Origin of the sequence: Acinetobacter sp. Q85-2 (assembly GCF_013420555.1) — a bacterium.
GTDB classification, from domain to species: domain Bacteria; phylum Pseudomonadota; class Gammaproteobacteria; order Pseudomonadales; family Moraxellaceae; genus Acinetobacter; species Acinetobacter indicus.
This window is the reverse complement of the sequence record NZ_VOXW01000010.1, coordinates 16,481-43,238: the sequence shown is the minus strand read 5'-3', so window position 1 is coordinate 43,238 and position 26,758 is coordinate 16,481. Positions and strand designations below refer to the sequence as shown.

Annotated in this window: 22 protein-coding genes, 1 tRNA gene and 1 pseudogene; 6 read left to right on the top strand and 18 right to left on the bottom strand. The window is 46.1% G+C overall.

All coding sequences use genetic code 11. The features are described 5' to 3' along the window. Positions 1-344: 344 nt before the first annotated feature. Complete coding sequence (locus FTT68_RS07420; protein WP_180175267.1) at positions 345-1,094, bottom strand: hypothetical protein; 750 nt, start codon at positions 1,092-1,094, stop codon at positions 345-347. Positions 1,095-1,377: 283 nt separating this feature from the next. Between FTT68_RS07420 and FTT68_RS07415 the strand changes: the two genes are divergently transcribed. Then, the gene (locus FTT68_RS07415; RefSeq protein WP_160241685.1) at positions 1,378-2,061 is read left to right on the top strand and encodes a DsbA family oxidoreductase; all 684 of its coding nucleotides are present in this window, start codon (positions 1,378-1,380) and stop codon (positions 2,059-2,061) included. 65 nt (positions 2,062-2,126) lie between these two features. Here the strand turns inward: FTT68_RS07415 and FTT68_RS07410 are convergent, their stop codons facing one another. Further along, the gene (locus tag FTT68_RS07410; RefSeq protein ID WP_005181715.1) at positions 2,127-2,327 is read right to left on the bottom strand and encodes a dodecin family protein; all 201 of its coding nucleotides are present in this window, start codon (positions 2,325-2,327) and stop codon (positions 2,127-2,129) included. Between the two features lie 405 nt (positions 2,328-2,732). Between FTT68_RS07410 and FTT68_RS07405 the strand changes: the two genes are divergently transcribed. The 4 genes and pseudogenes from FTT68_RS07405 to FTT68_RS07390 form a co-directional block, all read left to right on the top strand. Further along, positions 2,733-2,894 carry a hypothetical protein gene (locus FTT68_RS07405; protein WP_168369786.1) on the top strand — a complete coding sequence of 54 codons (162 nt, stop codon included), beginning with the start codon at positions 2,733-2,735 and terminating at the stop codon, positions 2,892-2,894. A gap of 322 nt (positions 2,895-3,216) precedes the next feature. Further along, complete coding sequence (locus FTT68_RS07400) at positions 3,217-3,396, top strand: hypothetical protein (protein ID WP_005181710.1); 180 nt, start codon at positions 3,217-3,219, stop codon at positions 3,394-3,396. A 9-nt stretch (positions 3,397-3,405) separates the two neighbouring features. Next, complete coding sequence (locus FTT68_RS07395) at positions 3,406-4,725, top strand: hypothetical protein (RefSeq protein WP_168370323.1); 1,320 nt, start codon at positions 3,406-3,408, stop codon at positions 4,723-4,725. 262 nt (positions 4,726-4,987) lie between these two features. Then, a pseudogene (locus tag FTT68_RS07390) lies at positions 4,988-5,950 on the top strand (hypothetical protein); the annotation flags it as partial. 60 nt (positions 5,951-6,010) lie between these two features. On the opposite strand, the gene htpG reads toward FTT68_RS07390, so the two are convergent. From htpG to FTT68_RS07365, 5 genes are all read right to left on the bottom strand, one after another. Then, positions 6,011-7,930: a molecular chaperone HtpG gene (gene htpG / locus FTT68_RS07385; protein WP_005181707.1), complete on the bottom strand. Its 1,920-nt coding sequence runs from the start codon at positions 7,928-7,930 to the stop codon at positions 6,011-6,013. 92 nt (positions 7,931-8,022) lie between these two features. Next, a complete protein-coding gene (locus tag FTT68_RS07380; protein ID WP_016659674.1) occupies positions 8,023-8,367 on the bottom strand; it encodes a lysozyme inhibitor LprI family protein in 345 nt (114 codons plus the stop codon). Positions 8,368-8,538: 171 nt separating this feature from the next. Further along, complete coding sequence (locus FTT68_RS07375; protein WP_163146198.1) at positions 8,539-9,138, bottom strand: OmpW family protein; 600 nt, start codon at positions 9,136-9,138, stop codon at positions 8,539-8,541. A gap of 357 nt (positions 9,139-9,495) precedes the next feature. Further along, positions 9,496-10,863 carry a Na+/H+ antiporter family protein gene (locus tag FTT68_RS07370; RefSeq protein ID WP_005181697.1) on the bottom strand — a complete coding sequence of 456 codons (1,368 nt, stop codon included), beginning with the start codon at positions 10,861-10,863 and terminating at the stop codon, positions 9,496-9,498. A 110-nt stretch (positions 10,864-10,973) separates the two neighbouring features. Further along, the gene (locus tag FTT68_RS07365; RefSeq protein ID WP_163143093.1) at positions 10,974-11,849 is read right to left on the bottom strand and encodes an alpha/beta fold hydrolase; all 876 of its coding nucleotides are present in this window, start codon (positions 11,847-11,849) and stop codon (positions 10,974-10,976) included. Between the two features lie 134 nt (positions 11,850-11,983). On the opposite strand from FTT68_RS07365, the gene FTT68_RS07360 reads away from it, so the two are divergent. Further along, the gene (locus FTT68_RS07360) at positions 11,984-12,466 is read left to right on the top strand and encodes a DUF4442 domain-containing protein (protein ID WP_168370321.1); all 483 of its coding nucleotides are present in this window, start codon (positions 11,984-11,986) and stop codon (positions 12,464-12,466) included. A 55-nt stretch (positions 12,467-12,521) separates the two neighbouring features. Here FTT68_RS07360 and FTT68_RS07355 read toward each other — a convergent pair whose 3' ends face one another. The 11 genes from FTT68_RS07355 to tuf all read right to left on the bottom strand — a co-directional run bounded on the left by FTT68_RS07355 (position 12,522) and on the right by tuf (position 26,708). Then, the gene (locus FTT68_RS07355; RefSeq protein WP_005181692.1) at positions 12,522-12,878 is read right to left on the bottom strand and encodes a hypothetical protein; all 357 of its coding nucleotides are present in this window, start codon (positions 12,876-12,878) and stop codon (positions 12,522-12,524) included. 224 nt (positions 12,879-13,102) lie between these two features. After that, positions 13,103-17,293 (bottom strand): DNA-directed RNA polymerase subunit beta', encoded by a 4,191-nt coding sequence (gene rpoC, locus FTT68_RS07350; RefSeq protein ID WP_005181690.1) that lies wholly within the window; start codon positions 17,291-17,293, stop codon positions 13,103-13,105. Between the two features lie 152 nt (positions 17,294-17,445). Further along, complete coding sequence (gene rpoB, locus FTT68_RS07345) at positions 17,446-21,534, bottom strand: DNA-directed RNA polymerase subunit beta (RefSeq protein WP_160243601.1); 4,089 nt, start codon at positions 21,532-21,534, stop codon at positions 17,446-17,448. 309 nt (positions 21,535-21,843) lie between these two features. Beyond that, the gene (rplL, locus tag FTT68_RS07340; protein WP_004774018.1) at positions 21,844-22,215 is read right to left on the bottom strand and encodes a 50S ribosomal protein L7/L12; all 372 of its coding nucleotides are present in this window, start codon (positions 22,213-22,215) and stop codon (positions 21,844-21,846) included. A 48-nt stretch (positions 22,216-22,263) separates the two neighbouring features. Beyond that, positions 22,264-22,770, bottom strand: a complete 507-nt coding sequence (gene rplJ, locus FTT68_RS07335; protein WP_005181686.1) for a 50S ribosomal protein L10 — start codon at positions 22,768-22,770, stop codon at positions 22,264-22,266. Positions 22,771-23,090: 320 nt separating this feature from the next. Continuing rightward, positions 23,091-23,786 carry a 50S ribosomal protein L1 gene (gene rplA, locus FTT68_RS07330; RefSeq protein WP_005181684.1) on the bottom strand — a complete coding sequence of 232 codons (696 nt, stop codon included), beginning with the start codon at positions 23,784-23,786 and terminating at the stop codon, positions 23,091-23,093. Positions 23,787-23,789: 3 nt separating this feature from the next. Then, on the bottom strand, positions 23,790-24,218 hold the full coding sequence (gene rplK, locus FTT68_RS07325; protein WP_004868049.1) for a 50S ribosomal protein L11: 429 nt from the start codon (positions 24,216-24,218) through the stop codon (positions 23,790-23,792). Between the two features lie 118 nt (positions 24,219-24,336). After that, the gene (gene nusG, locus FTT68_RS07320; RefSeq protein WP_005181681.1) at positions 24,337-24,870 is read right to left on the bottom strand and encodes a transcription termination/antitermination protein NusG; all 534 of its coding nucleotides are present in this window, start codon (positions 24,868-24,870) and stop codon (positions 24,337-24,339) included. A gap of 7 nt (positions 24,871-24,877) precedes the next feature. Then, positions 24,878-25,318 (bottom strand): preprotein translocase subunit SecE, encoded by a 441-nt coding sequence (secE, locus tag FTT68_RS07315; RefSeq protein ID WP_005181678.1) that lies wholly within the window; start codon positions 25,316-25,318, stop codon positions 24,878-24,880. Between the two features lie 72 nt (positions 25,319-25,390). Next, a tRNA-Trp gene (locus FTT68_RS07310) sits at positions 25,391-25,466 on the bottom strand. Between the two features lie 51 nt (positions 25,467-25,517). After that, the gene (tuf, locus tag FTT68_RS07305) at positions 25,518-26,708 is read right to left on the bottom strand and encodes an elongation factor Tu (RefSeq protein WP_104513317.1); all 1,191 of its coding nucleotides are present in this window, start codon (positions 26,706-26,708) and stop codon (positions 25,518-25,520) included. Positions 26,709-26,758: the final 50 nt, after the last annotated feature.

The window sequence follows — 26,758 nt, the reverse complement described above, 5'->3', positions numbered from 1 at the left end:
AGAATAGAAAGATAATTTCTTAAATTTTAGAATTTTATCAATTACTTATACCAATATTTTTTCATTCATAATTTTATTCTTTTCCTCTTTTTAAATGGATCACGCACGATGCTGTCCATGTATATAACTCGTAGCCATCCACACCCTTAAAAAGCGCTAGAGGCTGTACACTCACAGTGCATTTTCACAGCCATCGCGGCCAGCAGCAGCACTAAAATATGTCCTGAGCCTGTGGCCAGGTGATCATTAAGAATGCACCTTGCATCTGCCGATACTGCCCCATGACGGTGTTGGGGCAGTATTAAGCTTTGGCTTAAAACAGGTGCAAGAAGTTGAGCTGTTACTTACAGTTTTTCAGCCAATGCCTGCTGATGCGCCTGGATAATCTCCTGCATTTGCTGATTCAGCTTGAGCATGTCCTGATAGGCCTGATTAAACTGTTTCAGGCCTGCATCTTCATAGAACATAAACAGGTTGTTTTTCATTTCCCAGCGATTATTTTTTAGAATCCCAAGCAGCACATAGGCCTGACTCAGGCTCTGTTTTTCCAGCTCAAACAGCACTGTGCCTTCATCATTCTGGCGGCTTTCCAGCAGAGATTCACTTAACTGACGGCGTAGATGCGATTTAATCGGTAATTCTTCAATTTGGGCCGGCGCCTGAGCTTCATGTTCAGTCAGATGCTCCTGATACAGCTCCATCATGGCTTTGACCTGTGACAGCATCGCTTCAGTTTCAGCATAGTCCTGTTTTTTATCTTCATTCAGGCGTTTAATATCCAGAAACTGATCCCATTGCAGCGCTTTCAGCTCACGTAAATAGCTGTTACGCGCTTCGGCACTTTGCACCAGATGGCTAATCACAAATTCAGCCATCAGGGCATAATCACCGCTTAAACGCGGATCGGACGGATCAACCTGAATCGGGGTCGACCAATCCTGCGCCTGTACATAAATCTGCTCGGCCTTGTCATACAGTACGTTCTGATATTCGTGTAATTGGGTCAGTTCTTTTTGTTGTGCCTGATATTGATAAAACATCAATCCAAACACGGCACAGGTCACGAGGACGATGATCCACACTATACGTCGCATATCCTGTCCTCTTGTTGTATTTCTCGTTATCATAACGCTTTGTTGTTGTATCGCCTGTTTTTTAGACAAAATTATTCAACAAAGCACACAAAAGATCAAACAATAAAAATGACTTAAGTGATTTATTTTATTCAGCTAATTTTTTATTGTTTAGCTTATTTTCAAAAAATATAAAGTGATGAGGATGAAAAATACGGTTTGCTGGCGGCAAAGTACCCATCTCGGCTTTAATTCAGGCAAATCATCCCCATCAATAGTTGAAAACAAGGCAAAGAGAATATTCATGCGTGTAGATATCTGGTCCGATGTGGTCTGCCCTTTCTGTTATATCGGCAAAAAACGTCTTGAAGCCGCGGCAGCACAGGTCGGCGTAGAACTTGAGGTGCACTGGCACAGCTTCCAGCTTGACCCGGAGGCACCGGAACGTCAGGAAATTTCCAACTCTGAACGTCTGGCACAAAAATATGGCCGTACCTTGGCAGAAGTAGAAGACATGCAGCGCAATATTGCCAGCATGGCTGCTGAAGAAGGCATCCAGTTTAACTGGGAACAGGCCAATTCCGGCAATACCTTGAATGCCCACCGTCTGATTCATCTGGCGCAAAGCAAAGGCTTGGGCAATGAAGCCAAAGAGGCTTTTTTCTACAGCTATATGACCCAAGGTCTGGCTATTGGCGAACGCGAAACGCTGGAAGATGTCGCTGCACGTATCGGTTTAAACCCGGTGGAAGTCGATGATGTGCTCGATTCCGATGCCTATGCCGATTTTGTGAAATTTGATCAGGATGTAGCACGTGATCAGCTTAAAGTGACGGGCGTACCCTTTTTTGTATTTGACCAGCGCGTTGCTTTAGCCGGTGCCCAGCCACGGGAAGTGTTTGAACAGGTGCTGAAAAAAGCTTTGGAAACACCTACAGACAACGGCGCGCAATGTCAGGATGACCAGTGCGATGTACCGGAACAATAAGCAGTTACATCCTTAAGCATCGCTGCCATAAAAAATCCCCTTACGGGGATTTTTTTCTATGTACTTTATTCCACCAGGAAACTGATTTTTAAATTAACCCGATACTCGGTAATCTTATTGTCCTTAATCACCACTTTCTGTTCATTAATCCAGGCACCCTGCAGGTTTTTGACTGTTTCACCGACTTTGGCAATGCCGCTTTGAATGGCATCTTCAAAACTTTTATTACTGCTGGCATTCACTTCTACTACTTTTGCAATCGCCATGATTGATCCCTCAGTGTTGGTATAAACGTTCATCTTAGAATAAAAAATAGACAATAAAAGAGCGCTTAACCATACCGCGTCAAAAACTTACATCTCTATACAGATCAAGGGATTTGTACAGAGATGACGCATGGATGGGGCAAAAAATCTGGAGATTTTTTCATCTTAAAACAGGATGATCTCGTTCTTGTAAAAATCATCATTAATTTAAATCTTGTAGCTAAATGATTAGAGCAATTATTCTAATTTATTGTTTTTAAATGTTATTTTTTAACAAAAAGTCTTAAACTTGCCGATATGATCATTTTCTCTCAATCACAACGCGCTATCATAGCTGTTGTTTGAATACACTCTCCCACGATGACTTTTCTCCCAAGTCATCCTTTTTTTGTGAAGGTAAGATTGATGAACGTTTTAAAAGCGCTTGGCCTGTTTATGGTCACCCTGTATGCAGCCAATGTATCAGCAGAAATGGTTTATGTACCAAGCTTCCCGACTGAAAAAGCCCACACTGAAACCGTGAGCAACGATCAGCCTGCAAGCGCTGAACAGAACAAAGAAGCTTAAGCACTTCTTTAAATACAAGCAGACCTCAGGTCTGCTTTTTTTATTGCGGTTTAGAACAATTCTGCGGCTGACACCTGATCCGACCGGACAATTTGAGACTGACATTTTTTGTCAATTCGGCAGCATGATCTGTTTATTCTCTGATTTAACTGAAATTTATCTAAAAAATTTTTTAATATTTCTTATATTGAAATCCCAATTTCTGTCATAAATGCCTAAAAATCCACAAAAGCTGACATTTTTTTTCATGTAATTTTTAGTGAAATACCTATAATCAAAGTGATCCAAAACAATTATTTAAGTACAGGTTGATGAGAGAGCAATGCACGAACTTCAAGCCCTGATTCAGAGAAAAATTTCTCCACAAGAGATTAATGTAGAAAATCTGGTGGCGCTGGCGGAACATTATTCACAGCCGCATTCTGCCGAATACAAATTGGTTGAACTGGCCCTGAATATTGTCCTGGCCAGTTATCTGGAAAAAGCACAACAACTGGTTTAAGTTTCCACCATGAATACTTTAGAAAAATCCCGGCTGATTAAAGAACTGCACGACCTAACGGGCGCGCTGGAGCGCCGTTCCTTGAGTCTGTATGAAACCGCCAAGGCCAAAAGCCGGATTAAAAGTATTTTTGTTGAATGCGACCAGCCTCTGTTTAAAAAGCAGATTCTGGCCTATAAGACACAGGTGCAGCCGGAACGTTCTGCCGAAGAATTTGCGCGTGACACCATTTATGCACGTTCTTTTCGGGGCGTGTTTCAGCAGGTCGAGGCGCTAGAACAAGCTTTATATACCCAGCCCGATTCAGGTTGGGCTATCTTGTATCAGCCCGCCTCCGGCTGGCAAATCTGGCTGATTCCGGCACCCGCACGTACTGCCCTGCTCAGTGACTGGGGCAATCTGGAACAGGTCTATCGCTGGATGTTGCAACAGCAGCATCAGTATCGCAGTCTGCACACCGATCTGGAATTACTTAACCAGCAAAACTATGCCGCAACGCAGGCCTTTCAGCATACCGTCGCAGTACGTACAGCTGTAGCGATAGAACCTGAAGCAGCAGCTCAGCAACTCAAGCCTACCAAAGCCGCACCTGTTCAGCCTGAACAGCAAGCAGAGTCTAGCGCCCGTCATCTGCTGCTCAATCAGCTCAGCTGCCCGATTTCCGAATTACCCCTGGACCATCTGCCGGCGGAAAAACTGTGCCGGGTATTTTTACCAGCCCGGCCTGAAGTGATGCAGTATGCCGATGTGCTGGTTCATGATGCAGAGCAAGCGGCTCTGCTCAAACGCCCCGGTTATGTGGCCGAGCAGATCAATGCCCAAGGTCGTTTTATTAAATATCTGGTCTTGTTTGGCGCCTTGGATGCTATGCAGGCCACCCGTTTTGCCCATGCCTTTAGCCAGCAGCATGAACATGAAATTGCCGCAATCCGTGAAATAGACAGCGCTGTACTGGAAAGCCAGCTGTTTGCGCTGGACAGCCTGTTTCAGTGCTATCAACATGCCGAGCAGATGATCTGGCACAAAGAAGATTATTATCCGTTTATTCCGCTACAACTGATTCATACCCAGAAATTTATCCAGTTTGAGGAAACAGCAGCCACGCTGGCCACCCCGCTGATTTTATTAAAAGAGCGACAAAAAATTCGCCTGATTCATGGCCAGCAGCGTTTACAACTGGCTCGTACCGAACCGGCCTATCCCTATATTCTGCTCGATCGTCAGCAGGGCGTGAGCTGGCAAATTATTCAAAAAGTCTTGAATCACCTGCCTGCGCCGGTCGACCCTTTACGTCTGGTTCAGGCCATTCAACGGCTCACCGCCAGTTAATGTTTATGTTTTTGTAGCTGCATCTTGCTTTTCGCCTGAAGATTTTCAACACTAGCAAAAAGAGCTTAAAGATCAGTAAATAATGCCAAGAAAAGTACATTTTATAGCGCCATCATTATTATTATTTTGCCTGTTAGGCAGTGGATATACGGTTGCAGACAACAATACCAACCTGGAGACAGAACCGCAGACCGCACCACCAGGTTATGAGGTGCCACTGGTGCCCGAAAGTGAGGCGGGTAATGGTTTTTTCTATACCCTGCCGCGGCTGATTGATGCCACCCCGACCATTTTGCCGGAACAGTCGAATGAACCGATTGTGCCGCCCACGCATGAAACCGAAGAACAAAGCTGGGTAGACCGGCGCCAGAAGCAGATTCGCCATTGGGCAGACAATACCGCACATAAAATTGATAACTGGTTTGGAGAAACCAGCCCGGAGGAACCGGCCTCTGCGACCTTGCGTATTCTGGTCGACAGTCGCTGGAACAAATATGATGACTACGATATTAAACCGCGGGTACGTGGCCGGATTAAACTGCCGACGCTGGAACGCAAATTAAGTCTGGTCTTTGGTGATGACTCACTGGATAACGAACTGCAAAACAGTGTTGCCATTACCAATGAAAACCCCAGCAACAGCCCGGACAAAACCCTGGATGGTCGACGGGCACGTGAAGACAACAGCTCGCTGGCCTTACGCTGGTCTGACTTCACTGAACGCTTACCCTTTGAAACTGATGCCGACCTCGGGGTGCGTTCCGGTGATGATATTTATGCCCGTTTAAAAATTGCCAAGGACTGGGAACTGGTCAATGACTTTTCCTTTCATGCCGAGCAGATTTACCGTTACGGCCTCGACAGTGAAAACTATTTAAGAACCAACCTGGAACTCATTCATGCCCGGCCCGATCATCCGTTTTTAAGCAACCAGTTTAGCCTGACCTATGCCGATGAACAGGATGATGACCTCAGATGGGACAACTACAGCTTTAGACAGCACCAGTTCTTCCACGGCAACCGTTTTAACTACGGGCTCTACACCGGCGGTTATTATCATAATGATGATTTACGCCTGAACAGCTGGGGGCCATTTGTGTCCTGGCGTCAGCCGTTCTTGCGCGAATGGTTTTTTGTGCAGGGCGACCTGAATTACTATAATGATGACCGTGAAGACCGCAGCCATTACCCGAGTGTCTTGCTGCGTTTAGAAGCCCTGTTCTAAAGCCGTCAACAATATAATCGTGCATTAAAAAACCTCCCGCAGGAGGTTTTTTTAATAGGCTTATTTTAAGAGCAGACTGTTGATGCGTTTCAGGTACTCTGCCGGATTTTCTGGCAGTCCCCCTTCTGCAATCAGGGCCTGATCAAAAATCACATTGGCCAGATCATCAAACTGAGCCGAACCTTGCAGTTTTTGCACCAGTGGATGCTGCGGGTTAATTTCCAGAATCGGCTTCATTTCTGGCACCGGCTGACCAGCATCTTTCAGCATCCGGATCAGCTGTGGCGACAATTCCCCATCAGCCGTAACCAGACAGGCCGGAGAATCAACCAATCGTGTGGTCACGCGCACTTCTTTGGTTTTATCTTTCAGCGATTCAGACAGCTGCTCCACCACTGGCTTAAACTGCTCTGCCGCCTGTTCCAGTGCCTTCTTCTCTTCAGCATCTTGCAGATCGCCCAAATCGACCGCACCTTTAGACACGTTTTGCAGCGGTGTACCATCAAACTCATGTACGAAGTTCATGGCCCATTCATCAACACGTTCAGTCATCAGCAGGACTTCAATGCCTTTTTTCTTGAACAGCTCCAGCTGCGGCGAGTTCTTGGCCGCGGTCAGGCTATCTGCGGTTACATAGTAAATGGCTTTCTGGCCGTCCTGCATCCGCGCTTTGTAATCTGCCAGTGAGGTACTGACCTCATCCTGGGTGGAGGTCGCATAGCGTAATAATTTCAGGATACGCTCACGGTTACCAAAGTCTTCGCCCAGGCCTTCTTTTAAGACCGAACCAAATTCACGATAGAAAGTCTTGAAGTTGTTCTGGTCTTTTTCATCTTCAGATTTGGCCAGACCATCCAGCATGGTCAGCACACGGCGTGCGTTACCTTCACGTATGGTTTTCACATCGCGGCTTTCCTGTAGCAGTTCACGGCTGACGTTCAGCGGTAAATCGGCGCTATCCACCACACCTTGTACAAAGCGCAAATAGTTTGGAATCAGGTTGTCAGCATCATCCATAATAAACACGCGTTTGACATACAGCTTGATGCCAGCTTTGGCTTCGCGGGTAAAAATATCATGTGGTGCTTTTGGTGGAATATACAGCAACTGGGTATATTCGGTGCTGCCTTCGACACGGTTATGCGACCAGGCCAGCGGCGCTTCAAAATCATGGCTCAGGTTTTTATAAAACTCGATATACTGTTCTTCGCTAATCTCGTTTTTACTGCGGGTCCATAAAGCACTGGCCGAGTTAATCGCTTCCCATTCATCAGTTTTCACATACTGGCCGCCTTTTGGCTGTTCACCTTCCGCTACTTCCTCTTCCTGCCAGACTTCTTTTTGCATTTGAATGGGCAGGCTGATGTGATCAGAATATTTATTGATAATCTGCTTCACTTTATAGCTTTGCAGATAGTCCAACGCATCTTCACGTAAATGCAGGATGATGTCGGTGCCACGACCTTCCTTGTTGATTTGCTCGACTTCAAATTCACCGGTGCCACCGCTGATCCAGCGTACACCTTCCGATGCGTCCAGACCGGCACGGCGTGATTCTACGGTAATTTTATCGGCCACAATAAAGCCAGAGTAGAAACCCACCCCAAACTGGCCAATCAGCTGGGCATCGGCTTTTTGATCACCGGTCAGCTTGGACATAAAGTCTTTGGTGCCGGATTTGGCAATGGTCCCCAGATTATCAATCGCTTCCTGCTGGCTTAAACCAATACCGTTATCGGAAATGGTCAGGGTATTGTTCTCTGCATCCAGACGCACACGCACGCGCAGGTCCGGATCATTTTCATAATATTCAGGATGGTTGATGCCTTCAAAACGCAATTTATCGCAGGCATCAGAGGCGTTAGAAATCAGTTCACGCAGAAAAATTTCAGGGTTGGAATAAAGAGAATGCGTCACCAAATGTAAAAGCTGAGCCACTTCAGCCTGGAAACTGTGTTTTTGTGCGCTTTGTTCGCTCATTCATCACTCCTTAAATTGACAGCATTGTTGTATTGGAATGCCTTATGAATTGGAGTGAGGCGACGATTTTTCAATAGGAAAACAAAAAAATATTAAAATGGGCCCTGCTGATAGACCCGCTGCATATACTGCTCCAGCTTTTGCTGACGCATCTGGTAAACCTGGGTCAGACATTCAACCGACTGGCCACAGCGGTCACGCAGGGCCAGCCAGCGCACCTGTTCATCCCGTATAGCCGAACGTGTCCCCATCGGTACCAGACGGTTAATAATTTTATAGGTGGTGGCCATCTTCACATCGGCATCATTAACATTACGATGTTCACAAATGGCATGTTCGGTTGGGGTTTGAGCACGTTCACAATTAAAGCTGGCTGCAGCGGCAGGCAGGCTGATCAAACTGGCGAAGACCAAGGCAAAGGTTGTATTTCTATTCATATTTGATCTTCTCACTTTTTCATTTCTTTCATTTCATTCACTACAAATTAAATGAAAACGAATACTTAACTCAATATTCTGATTTTGTTCTATTGTTATCATTTTGCAATAAAAAGGCCCCATCACCAGGATGGGGCTACGCTGAATTTTATTATTGGTACTTTTTTATAATTAGAATTTGTAGCTATAACCGATGGTGTACACCATTGGATCGATATCTAAATCGAATTGGGCTGCCACATCACCACTTAAAGTAACTTCAGGGCTAAGTTGCGCATAACGTGCATCAAAGAATACGCCCCAGTTTTTGGCATCTGCTGGCTGGAAGTTAAAACCAATCTGGCCGGCAAAACCAAAATCTTCTTTTACTTTCACATCGGTATCACCCAGACCTTTGGTACGCTCATCCCAAGCCACAAATGCGGTACCACCGACACCAATGTACGGTGTAAAACCGGTATTGTTTTTAAAATGGTATTTTGCCGTCAGCGTTGGTGGTAAATGTTTAATACGTACCACATCTGTACCCGCTAACTGAACATCATGGTTAATTGGTGCAGCTAAAAGCAGTTCTGTCGAAATATTGTCATTAAAGAAATATTCAACTGACGGGGTAAATGCATATTCATGATCTGCCTCAACTGTTGCGCCGCCGAGATTATAATCGCCTGTAGGTGCTACAACCGAACCGCCCAGCTTGACTTGCCATTGGCCTGCCATCGCAGAAGCAGAAAGACCCATTAATGCAACGAGTGTAATTTGCTTTAACATTTTAATACCCCACTGGAAGATTATTTATTCAAAAATTAAACATTAATTAATAATAAACACGTTAGAAATTAATATGCAATACTTATCCGATATAATAATTTTATATTATTTTCAAACTATTGATTATTAAATTAATTTATTTTAACCAACCACACAACTTGGTTTTAAATACCAACCTGATTTATCAAGATTAAATAATAATATTCAGATTAAAATACTCAGGTTTATTTTAAACGCTCTATAATATATATTTTAAATACATCTATTATTAGATTATCAGAATGATTATAAGATTTATTATAAATACATCTATGATTCAAAAAAAATCCCGGGATTTTATTCCCGGGATATTTCAGGTTAAAGCACCATGGCGGCAATCCAGCCAAAAATCATCAGCGGGATATTAAAGTGAATAAAGGTCGGCACTACACTGTCTTTCATATGGTCATGCTGACCATCCATATTCAGGCCTGAGGTTGGCCCCAAGGTCGAATCCGAAGCAGGTGAACCGGCATCGCCCAGTGCAGCCGCAGTCCCAATGATCGCAATAGTTGCTGCAGGACTAAAACCAAATTGAATACAGAGCGGTACATAAATAATCGCCAGAATCGGAATGGTAGAGAATGATGAACCGATACCCAGAGTAATCAGCAAACCAATCAACAACATTAAAAAGGCTGCAAGTGCCTGGCTATTACCAATCCAGTCAACCGACGCTTCAACCAGCGCAGAAACCTGTCCTGTTGCCTCAATCACGGCAGCAAAACCTTGCGCAGCAATCATAATAAAGCCAACCAGTGCCATCATCCGCATACCGGTAATAATAACATCGTCCGCTTCTTTCCACTTAAAGATCCCGGCACAGCTCAGAATCGCTACACCAACCAGACCGGCCAGAATCATCGAATCTGAATACAGCTGCACGCCAAGGGTTACCAGAATCGCAATGACTGCCATCCAGATGGTGAACGTCGCCACTTCAGGTTGACCTGATTTTTGTGCCACACCCATTTCAGCCGAAATGCTTTGCTGCTCTTCAATATGCACGTCTTTATATTCACGTGGCTTACGGTATGAGAAAAACACCGCGATCAGCAAACCGACAAACATCCCGAATACCGGAATGGCCATCGCTGTTGGAATCTGGTCATAGCTGATCTCAAATCCATACGGCTTGCCAAAGGTATTAATATTATGGCCCAGAATATCATTCAGGAAGATAGCGCCAAATCCGACCGGCACCAGCATATAGGTGGCCACCAGACCAAAGGTCAATAAACAGGCCACCAGACGACGGTCCAGTTTCAGGTGGTTAAATACCATCAACAATGGCGGAATCAGCACCGGAATAAAGGCAATATGTACCGGAATCACGTTCTGGGAGAATACCGCGGCAATGGCCACCACCAGGAAAATAAAGTATTTGACCCGGTTTTGCGCTTTCAGATCGGCCTCACCCTTTAAGGTGTGAATCATTTTATAGGCCAATAAATCAGGTAAACCTGAACGCGCCAGAGCCAGTGCAAAAGCACCTAAAATACCGTAGGCCAAAGCAATTTTAGCACCACCACCCAGGCCATTATTAAACGCCTCTAAAGTACCTTGCAGGCCCAAACCAGCCAGCAAACCACCCGTAACGGCACCAATGACCAGTGCAAAAACAACAGGAACACGTGCCAACGACAGCCCGAACATGACTGCGATGGCGGCAAGAATTGCAAACATAAGAAAAGACGGATCGAGAAAAAACGCTATTTTATCAGAGATTGATCGCTATTTAGCTGCTGTTGTTGCGCTGTCCGATATTTGTCTTGACCTTGCCAGTAACAGTCAAATTAACTGCCTGATTTTGAAAATGCAAAATCCCGAAGATGTTGAGCAATCCGCTCCGGCTGGCTTAAAATTGCCCAGTGATTGGCCGCAATCTCCACTCGCTGGAAGTCTGCTGCCCAGTTCGGCACTTCATCAATCAGCTCCGGACTGACAAAGCGGTCTTCGGTCAGTACCACGGCCTGTACCGGACAAATCGCCACACGCTGACGTGGTTTGAGCAAACGTGGGATAAAATTGGCCCGATACAGATTGACGCCATATTGACCGTCTTGCTGGATATTCGGGTTTAAGGCCAGACCCGGGCTTTGCTCCAGCTGCTGTAGCATTTTGCCCCAGCGCTCTGCACTCATGTATTGCCACACCGTCGGTGCCAGTAAGGGCAATTGAAACACAGCGATATACCAGGACTTGCCCAGCTGTTTTAAGAATTTGGCCTTACCCTGCTGTAACTGCGCACGCATCCAGAATGCAGCATGATCCAGACAAGGCCCGGAAATGCTGCTGTAAGAGAGAATCCGCTGGCGAAACCGGGCATCGGTCACCGACTCCCAGGACTGAATTGAACCCCAATCATGCGCGGCCAAATGAAATGGCCGGTTGGGTAGCACCGCATCCACCACGGTCAGTAAATCTTCAGACAGGCGTGCCAGCCGATAATCATGAATATGCTTCGGAATGGAAGACTGACCGGCCCCACGCACATCATAGGTCACAATATAAAAATCCTGAATCAGCTGGGCAATAACAGCTTCCCAGACTTCCTGATTGTCGGGATAACCATGAACCAGTACCAGCGCCGGATTGTCCGGCTTGCCCCAGCTTTTGACATACAGGCGCTGCTGGTCTGAGGTATGAATCCACTGCGTATGAGCGTGCATGATGACATCCTGTTCTGTTTATGGGTGATTTCTTGTATTGGCTGTTTATTGGCAAGCGCAGTCAATCAAATCAATGCCACCTGCCGGTTTCTGTTCTAGTATGCAGATCAGTGCAATAAAAATAATTGACCCTTATGAGCCTTTTAAAAAAACTACAGACAATTCCGACCCTGTCCAAATTCCTGATCAATCGCTATGCCCCCTATCGCGGCGCCGGTATTGCGGTCGAGAAAATGGATCTGGCCAATTACCACATTCGTGTCAAAATGCCACTGACACGTAAAAACCAGAATATTGTCGGGGTACATTTTGGCGGTAGCCTGTATGCCATGGTCGATCCGTTTTATATGCTGCTGTTGATGCATCATCTTGGCTCAAAATATATTGTCTGGGATAAAGCCGCGACCATCCGCTTTTTAGCGCCCGGTCGCAGTATGGTCTATGCCGATATCCGTCTCAATGCCATGGAGGTCGCTACCATTCGGGAACTGGCCGAGAATTATGCACCGGTATATCGCAACTATCACCTGAATATTTTTGATGAAGCCGGCGTACGTATTGCCGAAGTGGAAAAGACGGTCTACATCCGCCGCAAAAAGCCGCATGCGGCCAGCTAAATAAAAAAGCGCTTATCTTTAAGCGCTTTTTTATGTGAGATCGTCTGCACCCGACTTAGCGGTTCTGCTCAATCGCGGCACCTGCACCGCCACCAATCGCACCACCAATCGCTGCACCAGTACTACCACCGAAGATGCTTTTACCTACCGCAGAACCAATTGCACCGCCGACGCCACTATAGGTCGCGTTACGGTTTGAACCATCCTGGGTTTTACTACCCACTGCTGCACCGGCACCACCACCAATGGCTGCACCTGCAGTACCGCCGACATTACCACCGACACCACCACCAATTGCACCACCTAAAGCAGCTGCACCAATACGCTGTTCATTTGGAGACATACTTTCACAGCCGGCCAGCATAAAGGTAGATAAGGTGGCGGCTGCCATAACACCGATAACTTTTTTCATGATCGCTCTTCCCCTGTTTTGGTCATAGCTTTAGCTTATTCGATATTGATGGGTCGAATCTGAGCAATATGTTACCAACTTGGTAACCAATAGAGGATTTATGTAAAAACACCCGCTTTGCAGCAGCAACCCGGCCCATCTAACGCCAAAGTACAGCGCGATACCCTTTTTTCAGGCATAAAAAAAGACGCCCGAAGGCGTCTCTTGGTTGTCATTTCACCAGCTTAGAATTCCTGGTTAAATGCCTGACTTAATGCTTGGTCTACATCAGAGAAGTCATTTTGCAGTTCAAATTCTGCAGCTTCTGCTTCCTGACGACGACGCTCTAAGTGGTAAGCCAAACCTGTACCCGCTGGGATCAGACGACCAACAACGACGTTTTCTTTCAGACCACGTAGATCATCTTCTTTACCGGTTACAGCCGCTTCAGTTAACACACGTGTGGTTTCCTGGAACGATGCAGCAGAGATGAACGAATCCGTCGACAGCGATGCTTTGGTAATACCCATCAACTGGCGATCAAACTTCGCTGGGAACTTGTTCTGTGCAAGTACAGCCTGGTTTTCTTGAACCACGCGGATGTAATCCACCTGTTCGCCTTTGATGAAGCTGGTATCACCACCGTCAGTGATTTCAACTTTACGCAGCATTTGACGTACGATGACTTCAATATGCTTGTCGTTGATTTTTACACCTTGCAGACGGTAAACGTCCTGAACTTCGTTCACGATGTAGTTGGTCAACGCCACTTCACCTTTCAGACGTAAGATGTCATGCGGGTTTTGTGGACCATCAGAAATGGTTTCACCACGGTTCACATGCTCACCTTCGAACACGTTAATAGTACGCCATTTCGGAATCAGCTCTTCGTAGATCTCTGAACCATCATCCGGGGTAATCACCAGACGGTTCTTACCTTTGGTCTCTTTACCGAAGCTCACGATACCTGACACTTCTGCCAAAATCGCATGCTCTTTTGGTTTACGTGCTTCGAACAAGTCAGCAACACGCGGCAGACCACCGGTAATATCACGGGTACGTGAAGATTCTTGTGGTACACGACCAATAACGTCACCGACACCAATGGTTTCGCCATCGCGAACCGAAAGAATAGTGTTTTGTGGCAGGAAGTAGAACTGTTCACCACCGTCCACGGTGTCTAACACAACAGCAGGACGTAAATCTTTACCTGACGCAGGACGTGAAGTCACTGGCAAGATTTCGATTGTGGTCATACCGGTTGCATCATCTGTTTTCGAGGTTACAGTGACACCATCAGCAATCTGGCTGAAACGTACTTTACCTGCAACTTCAGTTACCAGTGGATGGGTATGCGGATCCCAAGTCGCCACGATACCACCTGCTTCTACCGCTTCGCCATCTTTCAGCAAGATTGACGCACCGTAAGGCAGTTTATAGCGCTCGCGCTCACGACCTAAGTCATCTGCAATACCAATTTCACCTGAACGAGAGGTCGATACCAGGTGACCTTTGGCATGTTGTACAGTTTTCACGTTGTGGAAACGTACGGTACCTTTGTTACGCACTTGAACGCTGTTGGCAGCAGAAGTTCGGCTTGCCGCACCACCCACGTGGAAGGTACGCATGGTTAACTGTGTACCTGGCTCACCAATTGATTGAGCAGCCATTACACCCACAGATTCACCCGGGTTCACCAAGTGACCGCGTGCAAGGTCACGACCATAACATTTCGCACACACACCGAAGGTCGATTCACATGATACTACCGAACGTACTTTCACTTCGTCGACACCTTGCTCTTCCAGGAAGTTGGCAAGTTTTTCGTCAATTAAGGTGTTACGTGGCAGGATCACTTCATCTGAACCGGCTTTCTTCACGTCTTCAGCAACCACACGACCCAGTACTCGCGTACCCAGGTTCTCGATCACGTCACCGCCCTGAATGAATGGTGTCATCACCAGACCAGCCATGGTGCCACAATCTGGCTCAGTGATCACCAAGTCTTGCGCAACGTCAACCAGACGACGCGTCAGGTAACCCGAGTTCGCAGTTTTCAGTGCAGTATCGGCCAAACCTTTACGCGCACCGTGCGTTGAAATGAAGTACTGAAGTACCGTCAAACCTTCACGGAAGTTCGCCTTAATTGGTGTTTCAATGATCGAGCCATCCGGCTTCGCCATCAGACCACGCATACCTGCAAGCTGACGAATCTGAGCTGCCGAACCACGGGCACCAGAATCCGACATCATGTAGATCGAGTTGAATGATTTCTGCTTCTCGTCTTCACCCTGTTTGTTTTTCACAGTGGTGAAAGACAAGTTGTCCATCATCGCTTTCGCTACCTGGTCATTGGTACGTGCCCAGATATCGACGACTTTGTTATAACGTTCACCGGCCGTTACGAAACCTTGTTCGAACTGTTGTTCGATTTCACGAACTTCAGCTTCTGCCTTGTCAATGATCGCCTGTTTGCTTGGTGGAATAACCATATCTTCCATACCAACCGATACACCTGAACGCGTCGCTTGACGGAAGCCCAAGTACATTAATTGGTCAGCAAAGATGACCGTGTCTTTCAGACCCAGTTTACGGTAGCAAGAGTTGATTAACTTAGAGATGTTTTTCTTGGTCATCTCAACGTTAATTTGCTCGAAGCTCAAACCTTCTGGCACAACTTCCCACAGCAGGCAGCGACCTGGTGTGGTGTCTACAACAATAGTTTGTTGCTCACGCTCACCGTTGTCATTGATGACAGTTTGGTATACACGCGCTTTTACGCGAGCATGCAAATCAACCTGACCGGTTGCAAGGGCACGGTTAACTTCATGCGTATCTGCGAACACCATGCCTTCACCTTTGGCATTTACCGCATCACGGGTGATGTAGTAAAGACCCAAGACCACGTCCTGAGACGGTACGATGATTGGCTCACCGTTGGCTGGAGACAGAATGTTGTTGGTCGACATCATTAACGCACGCGCTTCTAATTGCGCTTCAAGTGTTAATGGTACGTGTACCGCCATCTGGTCACCGTCGAAGTCGGCGTTGAACGCAGCACAAACGAGCGGGTGCAGACGGATCGCTTTACCTTCAATCAGGATCGGTTCAAACGCTTGCAGACCCAAACGGTGAAGGGTTGGCGCACGGTTCAACATCACTGGATGCTGACGAATCACAGATGCAAGAACGTCCCAAACTTCTGGCGTCTCGCGCTCAACCATTTTCTTCGCAGCTTTAATGGTAGTGGCTTGACCAGACGCTTGCAGTTTCGCAAAGATGAACGGCTTGAACAGTTCCAGCGCCATTTTCTTCGGAAGACCACATTGGTGCAAACGTAAAGTAGGACCTACGGTAATCACCGAACGGCCTGAATAGTCAACACGTTTACCCAACAAGTTCTGACGGAAACGACCTTGCTTACCTTTGATCATATCGGCCAAAGATTTCAGCGGACGTTTGTTCGAACCGGTAATTGCACGACCACGACGACCGTTATCAAGCAATGCATCTACAGACTCTTGTAACATACGTTTTTCGTTACGTACGATGATGTCTGGCGCTGCAAGGTCAAGAAGACGCTTCAAACGGTTGTTACGGTTAATCACACGACGGTAAAGGTCGTTCAGGTCAGACGTTGCGAAACGGCCACCTTCAAGCGGAACCAGCGGACGAAGGTCTGGTGGAAGTACTGGCAGTACATTCATTACCATCCATTCTGGCTTGTTGTTCGACTCTTTGAACGCTTCCATCAATTTCAAACGCTTAGACGCTTTTTTCAGTTTCGTCTCAGAGGTTGTTTGTGGAATTTCTTCACGCAGGCGTGAGATTTCATTTTCAAGATCGATGTCTTTTAACAGGTCCTGAACTGCTTCTGCACCCATTTTCGCTGTGAATTCATCACCGTGCTCTTCCAACGCATTGAAGTATTCTTCATCGTTCAGAAGCTGGTATTTCTCAAATGGAGTCATACCTGGGTCAGTCACTACATAAGATTCGAAATACAGAACACGTTCGATATCACGTAAGGTCATGTCTAATAACAGACCGATACGGCTCGGCAGTGATTTTAAGAACCAGATGTGTGCTACTGGAGAAGCAAGCTCAATGTGACCCATACGTTCACGACGAACTTTTGCAGTTGTTACTTCAACGCCACATTTTTCACAGATGACGCCTTTGTATTTCATACGCTTGTATTTACCACACAAGCATTCGTAATCTTTGACTGGACCAAAGATTTTGGCACAGAACAAACCGTCACGTTCTGGTTTGAAGGTACGGTAGTTAATGGTTTCAGGCTTTTTAACTTCACCATGAGACCACGACTTAATCATTTCTGGTGACGCAAGACCAATACGGATGCGGTCAAACTCTACAGGAGCATGACCGTCTGAGTCCGTCTTTTTGCGCATGATATCGAGCAAGTCTTTCAATTTTTTTCTCCGTGTGCCGGTAAGATTTTCACTTTCCGACTGGGTCACAAATATTGTTTTTTAACTGAATTTTAATCTCCCTCAGTCCCCCTTTGTTAAGGGGGAAGCCCCTCTTTTATAAAGAGGGGTTTGGGGAGATTTAATGGAGATTCTTAGTCACCATTTTTCAGTTCAATGTTGATACCTAAAGAACGGATCTCTTTGGTCAATACGTTGAACGATTCAGGCATGCCCGGATCCATATAATGGTTGCCATCTACAATATTCTTATAGATGCGGGTACGGCCTTCAACGTCATCCGACTTCACAGTGAGCATTTCTTGAAGCGTATAAGCTGCACCGTATGCTTCCAGTGCCCAGACTTCCATCTCACCGAAACGCTGACCACCGAATTGTGCCTTACCACCCAGCGGCTGCTGTGTTACTAATGAGTAAGAACCAGTTGAACGCGCATGCATCTTGTCATCAACCAAGTGGTTCAGTTTCAGCATGTACATGTAACCAACAGTGACAGGACGGTCGAAACGCTCACCCGTACGGCCATCATACAATACGGTTTGACCGGTACGTGACAGACCCGCAAGTTCAAGCAAGTCTTTGATCTGACCTTCTTCAGCACCGTCAAATACAGGTGTTGCCAATGGAACACCAGCACGCAGGTTGCCAGAAAGCGCCAAGATTTCATCATCCGTCAGGCTGTCAAGATCTTCTTGCTCGCCGCCCACCTTGTTGTAAATCTTGTCCAAGAATTCACGCAGTTCAAGAATGGTGCGCTGTTCTTTCAGCATCTTGTCGATCTGATCACCCAGACCTTTGGCTGCCATACCTAAGTGCGTTTCTAGAATCTGACCCACGTTCATACGCGATGGTACACCAAGCGGGTTCAGTACCACGTCTACCGGCACACCGTTGGCATCGTGTGGCATGTCTTCAACCGGCAGAATGTTGGATACAACACCCTTGTTACCGTGACGACCCGCCATCTTATCACCTGGCTGGATACGACGTTTCACCGCAAGGTAAACCTTAACCACTTTCAGTACGCCAGTGGTCAGTTCATCACCTGTAGACAGTTTGCGTTTCTTCTCGGCGAATTTCTCGTCAATTTCAAAGCTCTTCTCTTTCAAGAAGGTTTGAATTTGCGTTAAACGTTCCGCAATCGCTTCGTCACTTGGCTGGATTTCAAGCAGATCAACCAGTTCAAGACCAGACAGCATATCTTCAGACAGTTTGTCGCCACGTTTGGTGCCGCCACCGCCATTTGATTCCTGACCTTTTAACAGACGGACAATACGTTCACGTGCTGCTTCTTCGAAGATTTTGTATTCTTCTTTCAAGTCTTTACGGTATGCATCAAGCTGCGCTTTCTCAATCGCCAGTGCACGTTCGTCTTTTTCCAGACCATCACGGGTAAAGACTTGAACGTCGATGACTGTACCTTTTGTGCCCGATGGAACACGTAAAGAGGAGTCTTTCACATCCGCTGCTTTTTCACCGAAGATGGCACGAAGCAGTTTTTCTTCAGGCGTCAACTGAGTTTCACCTTTTGGTGTTACTTTACCCACCAGGATGTCACCGGCAGTCACTTCTGCACCGATGTAAACGATACCTGATTCGTCCAGTTTAGACAGCGCAGCTTCACCGACGTTTGGAATATCAGCCGTGATTTCTTCAGCACCCAGTTTGGTATCACGTGCAACACATGACAGTTCCTGAATGTGAATCGACGTTAAACGGTCTTCTTGAAGCACACGCTCAGAAAGCAAGATCGAGTCTTCGTAGTTGTAACCATTCCAGGTCATGAACGCCACGCGCATGTTTTGACCCAGGGCCAGTTCACCGCCATCTGTCGATGGACCATCCGCCAGGATGTCACCACGTGCAACTTTATCGCCTAAACGTACCACAACGTTCTGGTTGATACAGGTGTTCTGGTTTGAACGCGTGTATTTGATTAGGTTGTAGATATCTACACCTGCTTCACCCGCGATCATTTCATCTTCATTCACGCGAATTACGATACGTGATGCATCAACAAACTCGATCACACCACCACGGCCTGCAACCACACACACACCTGAGTCACGTGCCACGTTGGCTTCCATACCGGTACCAACCAGCGGTTTGTCCGCGATTAGTGTAGGTACGGCCTGACGTTGCATGTTGGAACCCATCAATGCACGGTTGGCGTCATCGTGTTCAAGGAATGGAATCAGTGATGCTGCAACAGAAACCACCTGCTGAGCAGATACGTCCATATGGGTCACTTTTTCAGGTGACATACGTACGAATTCACCGTGGTGACGTACAGAAACGAATTCTTCAGTCAGGTTACCGTCCTGATCTACAACCGAGTCGGCCTGTGCAATCACGGTACCCACTTCTTCAATCGCAGACAGATATTCAACTTCGTCTGTTACACGACCATCAACCACTTTACGGTATGGCGTTTCCAGGAAACCGAAGCTGTTGGCTTTCGCGTAAACAGATAGCGAGTTGATCAAACCAATGTTTGGACCTTCAGGCGTTTCAATTGGACATACACGACCATAGTGAGTCTGGTGTACGTCACGCACTTCGAAGCCTGCACGTTCACGGGTCAAACCACCAGGACCAAGCGCCGATACACGACGTTTGTGGGTGATTTCAGACAATGGGTTGTTCTGGTCCATAAACTGAGACAACTGGCTCGAACCAAAGAATTCTTTGATTGCAGCCGCCACTGGCTTCGCATTGATCAGATCTTGCGGAGACAGGTTGTCAGTTTCAGCTTGTGATAGACGCTCTTTTACAGCACGCTCAACACGTACCAGACCCACACGGAACTGGTTCTCGGTCATCTCGCCCACTGAACGAACACGACGGTTACCCAAGTGGTCGATATCGTCGACTTCACCTTTACCGTTACGGATTTCAACCAATGTTTTCAGTACATCCGTGATGTCTTCGTTCGACAGGATGCCTTCAACTTCGCGCGACTTCTGGTCAGTACCCACTTCATAAGGACGACCCAGACGACGGTTGAACTTCATACGGCCGACTGGTGACAGGTCATAACGCTCAGAAGAGAAGAACAGGTTGTTAAACAGGTTCTCAGCTGCTTCTTTAGTTGGTGGCTCGCCTGGACGCATGACTTTGTAGATTTCAACCAGTGCTTCTTCACGACCTGTAGTCGTATCGGCACGTAGCGTATCTGCAATGAATGAACCGCGGTCGATGTCGTTGGTGAACAGGGTATTGAACTGCTTCACGCCGCCTTCAGCCAGCTTCACCATCACTTCATGGCTTAACAGTGTGTTGGCCGGAATCACATCGCCATCTTTCAGCACGATGTCTTCGGCAGTAATGCGCTCATACAGGTATTCATCCGGCACTGACAGTTTGGTCAGACCAGAGGCTTCCATTTGACGAACATGACGTGCGTTGATACGCTTACCTTGTTCAACAATGACTTTACCATCGGCATCAGTGATATCGAATTGTGCCATTTCGCCACGCAGACGTTCTGGAATCAAGTCGATCTGATAGCTACCCATATCCAGGTAAACAGGAACTTTTTCGTAGAACAGGTCAAGAATCTGTTCGTTGTTATAGTTCAGGGCACGCAGAACCACAGTCGCCAGTAATTTACGACGACGGTCGATACGTACATAGACTAAATCTTTGGCATCAAATTCAAAGTCTAACCATGAACCACGGTAAGGAATAATACGCGCTGAATACAGCACTTTACCGCTTGAGTGAGTCTTACCTTTGTCATGGTCAAAGAATACGCCTGGTGAACGGTGTAATTGCGATACGATTACACGCTCGGTACCGTTGATCACAAAAGTACCGTTATCCGTCATCAATGGCATTTCGCCCATATAGACTTCTTGTTCACGTACGTCTTTGATTGATTTCGTTTCACGATCTTTCAAGATCAAACGAATTTTAACGCGCATTGGTGCCGCATAAGTTGAGCCGCGAAGAATACATTCGCGCACATCAAACTCTGGTTTACCAAGACTATACTCAACAAATTCTAAAGCAGCATTGCCAGAATAACTTTCTATAGGAAAAACTGAACGAAATGCGGCTTGGAGACCGATATCTTCGCGGTTTTTTGGAGATTTGCCATCTTGCAAGAAAGTACGGTACGAGTCGACTTGAATCGCCAACAGGTACGGTGCTTCCATGACTTGGGGCAATTTACCAAAATTCTTACGGATCCGTTTCTTTTCGGTATATGAGTATGCCATCTGGAGTCCTCGGAAAGTAAACCAAGCCCGCCTGCAGAACGGGCTCAGAAGGAATTACGCAGGCCGATATGGCCACCACTCTTTACAAATGCTGCAATTTTTAGTGGTATTAAAACGCTTAACAATATTTTTTAACATTGAAAAATATTGGTAAGCGTTTGATTGTTATCTTTATTTTTAATTTGTATGAAATTTATATCATGCAAACAAAAATCGAGCCGATTATTGTAACGCAAAAAGGCTGATGACCCAAGAGCCATCAGCCATTTTTTGGAGTCGATTATAAAAAAATCGACTCCGCTTAAGCTATTACTTAAGTGTAACTGTAGCACCAGCTTCTTCAAGTTTCTTCTTAAGCTCTTCGCCTTCTTCTTTAGAAACGCCTTCTTTAAGTACTGCTGGAGCACCTTCAACCATGTCTTTCGCTTCTTTAAGACCAAGGCCAGTCGCTTCACGAACTGCTTTAATTACTGCAACTTTGTTTGCACCGAAAGAAGTCAACTCAACGTTGAATTCAGTTTGCTCTTCAGCAGCAGCAGCGCCAGCGCCTGGAGCAGCAGCAACTGCAACAGCAGCAGCAGATACGTTGAATTTCTCTTCGAAAGCAGAGATCAGTTCAACAAGTTCAAGAACAGTTTTTTCAGCAACTGCGTTTAAAATTTCTTCGTTAGTTAAAGCCATGAGAATAACTCCAAATGGAAATTGAATGGTGTGTAAATTGATTTAAGCTTAAGCTGCTTCTGACTCGTTTTTCTCTTTGAGTGCTGTAATAAGGCGACCCAATTTCGAAATAGGAGCTTGAAGAACGTTTGCAAGCATAGTAAGCGCTTTTTCTTGGTTCGGAAGATTTGCAATCACGCTAACTTCAGCACCTTCATAAACCTTGCCGTCAAATGCAGCAGCTTTAAGTTCAAATGCTTTGTTTGTTTTAGCGAAATCTTCGAACAAGCGTGCAGCTGCACCCATGTCGTCTTCAGAAGTCGAGAAAGCTAAGATTGTTGGACCAACAAGAGTTGCATTCAAGATATCGAATTGAGTACCTTCGAATGCACGCTTAGCCAAAGTATTACGCACGATACGAGTCGTAACACCAAGCTTACGCGCTTCAACACGTAAAGCAGTTAATTGCTCAACGGTTAAACCTTGATAGTCAGCAACAACAGCAGAGAACGCGCGAGAAGCAACTTCGTTTACTTCTGCTACGATCTGTTTTTTGTCTTCGATAAGAAGAGCCATTGTAAAACCTCCTAACGGTGATTTATGTACCCACAAGGGATACACTCCCAATTCGTGAATTCATCACTGAACTCACACGCGGAGGAGGAATAAATCACACCACCGCGTCTACGCAGGCTGGGATTTTAAGAGAAGAGCATAAAACTCCCCTCGCCTGAGGTCTTTGACGCTGATAAATTCTCATTTACCAATTCAAAGTCCGCCTGAATGTCCCCTCTCCTTTCAGGAGAGGGCTAGGGAGAGGTTTAACCCTCATCCCAACCTTCTCCCAGAGGGAGAAGGAGACCTTTCAGGACTTTAAAATTCTGTCTAAGTTAAACTTAGTTAGAAACGTTGTTTACATCAACAGTCAGACCAGGACCCATAGTTGAGCTTAGAGTGATCTTTTTGATGTATACACCTTTAGAAGTCGCAGGTTTTGCTTTCTTCAGGTCAGCTACAAGAGCTTCAACGTTTTGACGAACAGCTTCAGCAGTGAAACCTACTTGACCGATCGCAGCGTGGATGATACCCGCTTTGTCTACACGGTAACGTGCTTGACCAGCTTTTGCATTTTTAACTGCAGTTGCTACGTCAGGAGTAACCGTACCCACTTTAGGGTTTGGCATTAAGCCACGTGGACCAAGGATTGTACCTAATTTACCTACAACGCGCATTGCATCTGGAGCAGCAATTACTACGTCAAAGTCAAGGTTACCCGCTTGGATGCTTTCAGCCAGGTCATCAAAACCAACTACGTCCGCGCCTTCAGCTTTAGCAGCTTCAGCAGCAGCGCCTTGAGCAAACACAGCTACACGTACAGTTTTACCTGTACCTGCAGGAAGTGTAGTCGCGCCACGAACAACCTGGTCAGATTTACGAGGGTCAACACCTAGGTTTACAGATACATCCAAAGATTCTTTGAATTTAGCTGCAGGAAGGCTGTTAAGAACTTGTACTGCTTCTTCCAAAGTATAAACTTTGTTTGCTTCTACAGCAGCAGCAATGGCTTTTTGACGTTTAGTTAACTTTGCCATGTCTTATAGCTCCACTTCCAAGCCCATAGAACGTGCAGAACCAGCGATGGTACGTACACGCGCGTCTAAGTCAGCACCAGTTAAGTCTGGTTCTTTCGTAGTCGCGATCTCTTCTAACTGAGCACGAGTCAACTTACCAACTTTAGTTTTGTTTGGTACAGCTGAACCCTTCTGGATACCAGCAGCTTTCTTAAGCAGAATAGCAGCAGGTGGAGTTTTCATGATGAATGTGAACGACTTGTCGTTGTACACAGTGATCACTACTGGAATTGGAAGACCAGCTTCAACTTTTTGTGTCGCAGCATTGAATTCTTTACAGAATGCCATGATGTTAACACCACGTTGACCCAGTGCAGGACCAATTGGTGGAGATGGATTTGCTTTACCAGCTGGAACTTGCAGCTTGATATAGCCGTCAATCTTCTTAGCCATTTTCAATTACCTCTGGGTACAAACGCCGCTAGGCTCCCCAATGATTTCTAAGTAACGATACCGTTACAACAACAATGCCCGATCCATAACAAATCGGGCGTTTTCAACCAGCAGTGAATTAAACTGATTTTTCGACTTGGCGAAATTCCAGCTCAACCTGTGTTGGTCGATTGAATACATTAATCGTCAACGTTAAACGCGACTTGTCGTAAAGGACTTCTTCCACCACGCCTTTAAAGTCGGTGAATGGACCGTCAATTACCAGTAATTCTTCGCCTGGTTCAAACATCGTCTTCGGACGAGGTGCTTCACCAGTATTGCGTACACGTGCAAGAATCGCATCAGCTTCACGCTGCGTAATTGGCGCAGGTTTTTCCGGTGTACCACCAATAAAACCTAATACTTTTGGACATTCTTTTACAATGTGCCAAGTATCATCATTCATTTCCATTTCGACTAGCACATAGCCCGGAAAGAATTTACGCTCAGATTTACGTTTCTTGCCATCCTTCATTTCTACCACTTCTTCGGTAGGAACCAGGACTTCACCAAAGCTATCGGCAACAGCGCTACGCTGGATTCGATCATTAAGCGAACGCATCACTTGTTTTTCATAACCAGAATAGGCATGAATAATGTACCAACGTTTCATAGCTCTCTTACCCGATAATAAATTTAATTGCCCAACCTAAAACGTAGTCAAAACACCACAATAAAATGGATGCTACAACTACAACTGCAAGTACGTGCCAAGATGTGGTCACTGTCTCTTGCTTGGTTGGCCAAGTCACTCGACGCAGCTCGATTCGTGAATCTTTCAATAAACGAACAAAGCCTTTGCCTTGATGGGTGGCGTATAATAAACCTAAAGCCACTACGATACAAGCCAAAATTACCCCAACGCGCACCCAAATATCATTTGCCGGTGCCCAGTACGCTGGTAGATGCTGATTCACCATGGTTGCCGCAATGAATAAAATCAAGGCGATAATCCACAACACGTAGTCTAATGGAGAACCCGAATTTACAACTTCAGCAGGATTATTTCTTTGAGGAATTGGCGCTTCGCTTAATGCGTCACGCGATTTATCATTCGACATTTTTGTACTCGTCGTAGGATTCGCGACTTATTATATGACCAGTTTTGCCAGCATCAAGCTTTTTTTGAAAAATGGCAGGCCAGGAGGGACTCGAACCCCCAACATTCGGTTTTGGAGACCGACGCTCTACCAATTGAACTACTGGCCTGTAGAACAAGCCGAAATCCGCAAACTTCGGCTTGTGAAACTTATTTTATAATTATGCAGTTACTTTAGCAACTACACCCGCACCTACAGTACGGCCACCTTCACGGATCGCGAAGCGTAAACCAGCGTCCATTGCGATTGGGTGGATTAATTCTACTGACATTTCAACGTTGTCGCCTGGCATAACCATTTCAACGCCTTCTTTCAGCTGGATCGCACCAGTTACGTCCGTAGTACGGAAGTAGAACTGTGGACGGTAACCATTTAAGAATGGAGTGTGACGGCCACCTTCGTCTTTAGAAAGTACGTATACTTCTGCGTCGAATTTAGTGTGCGGCTTGATTGAACCTGGTTTAGCAAGTACTTGACCACGTTGAACTTCTTCACGCTTAGTACCACGTAGAAGAACACCACAGTTCTCGCCAGCACGACCTTCGTCAAGAAGCTTACGGAACATTTCAACGCCAGTAACAGTTGTTTTCGCTGTATCTTTGATACCAACGATTTCAACTTCTTCACCAACTTTAACGATACCAGTTTCTACACGGCCAGTTACAACTGTACCACGACCAGAAATAGAGAATACGTCTTCGATTGGCATCAAGAATGCTTGATCGATTGCACGTACTGGCTCTGGAATGTAAGAGTCAAGTGCTTCAACAAGAGCAACAACAGCGTCTTCGCCATATTGACCTGATTCACCGTTAAGTGCTGCAAGCGCTGAACCACGGATTACTGGAGTGTCATCGCCTGGGAAGTCGTAAGTAGAAAGAAGTTCACGAACTTCCATTTCAACTAATTCGATTAACTCTTCGTCGTCTACGATATCGCATTTGTTTAAGAATACGATGATGTAAGGTACACCTACCTGACGAGAAAGAAGGATGTGTTCACGAGTTTGTGGCATTGGACCATCAGTCGCTGAACAAACAAGGATCGCACCGTCCATCTGAGCAGCACCAGTGATCATGTTTTTAACATAGTCGGCGTGACCTGGGCAGTCAACGTGAGCGTAGTGACGAGTTGGAGAATCGTATTCTACGTGAGAAGTATTAATTGTAATACCACGTGCTTTTTCTTCTGGAGCAGAGTCGATTGCAGCGTAATCTTTCGCTTCACCACCGAATTTCTTCGCACATACAGTTGCAATTGCAGCTGTTAAAGTTGTTTTACCATGGTCAACGTGACCGATTGTGCCCACGTTAACGTGTGGCTTATTACGTTCAAACTTAGCCTTAGCCATGTTTATTTTCCTCGTTTACGTCGAACACAATCTGAGTAATACCCAGCCTC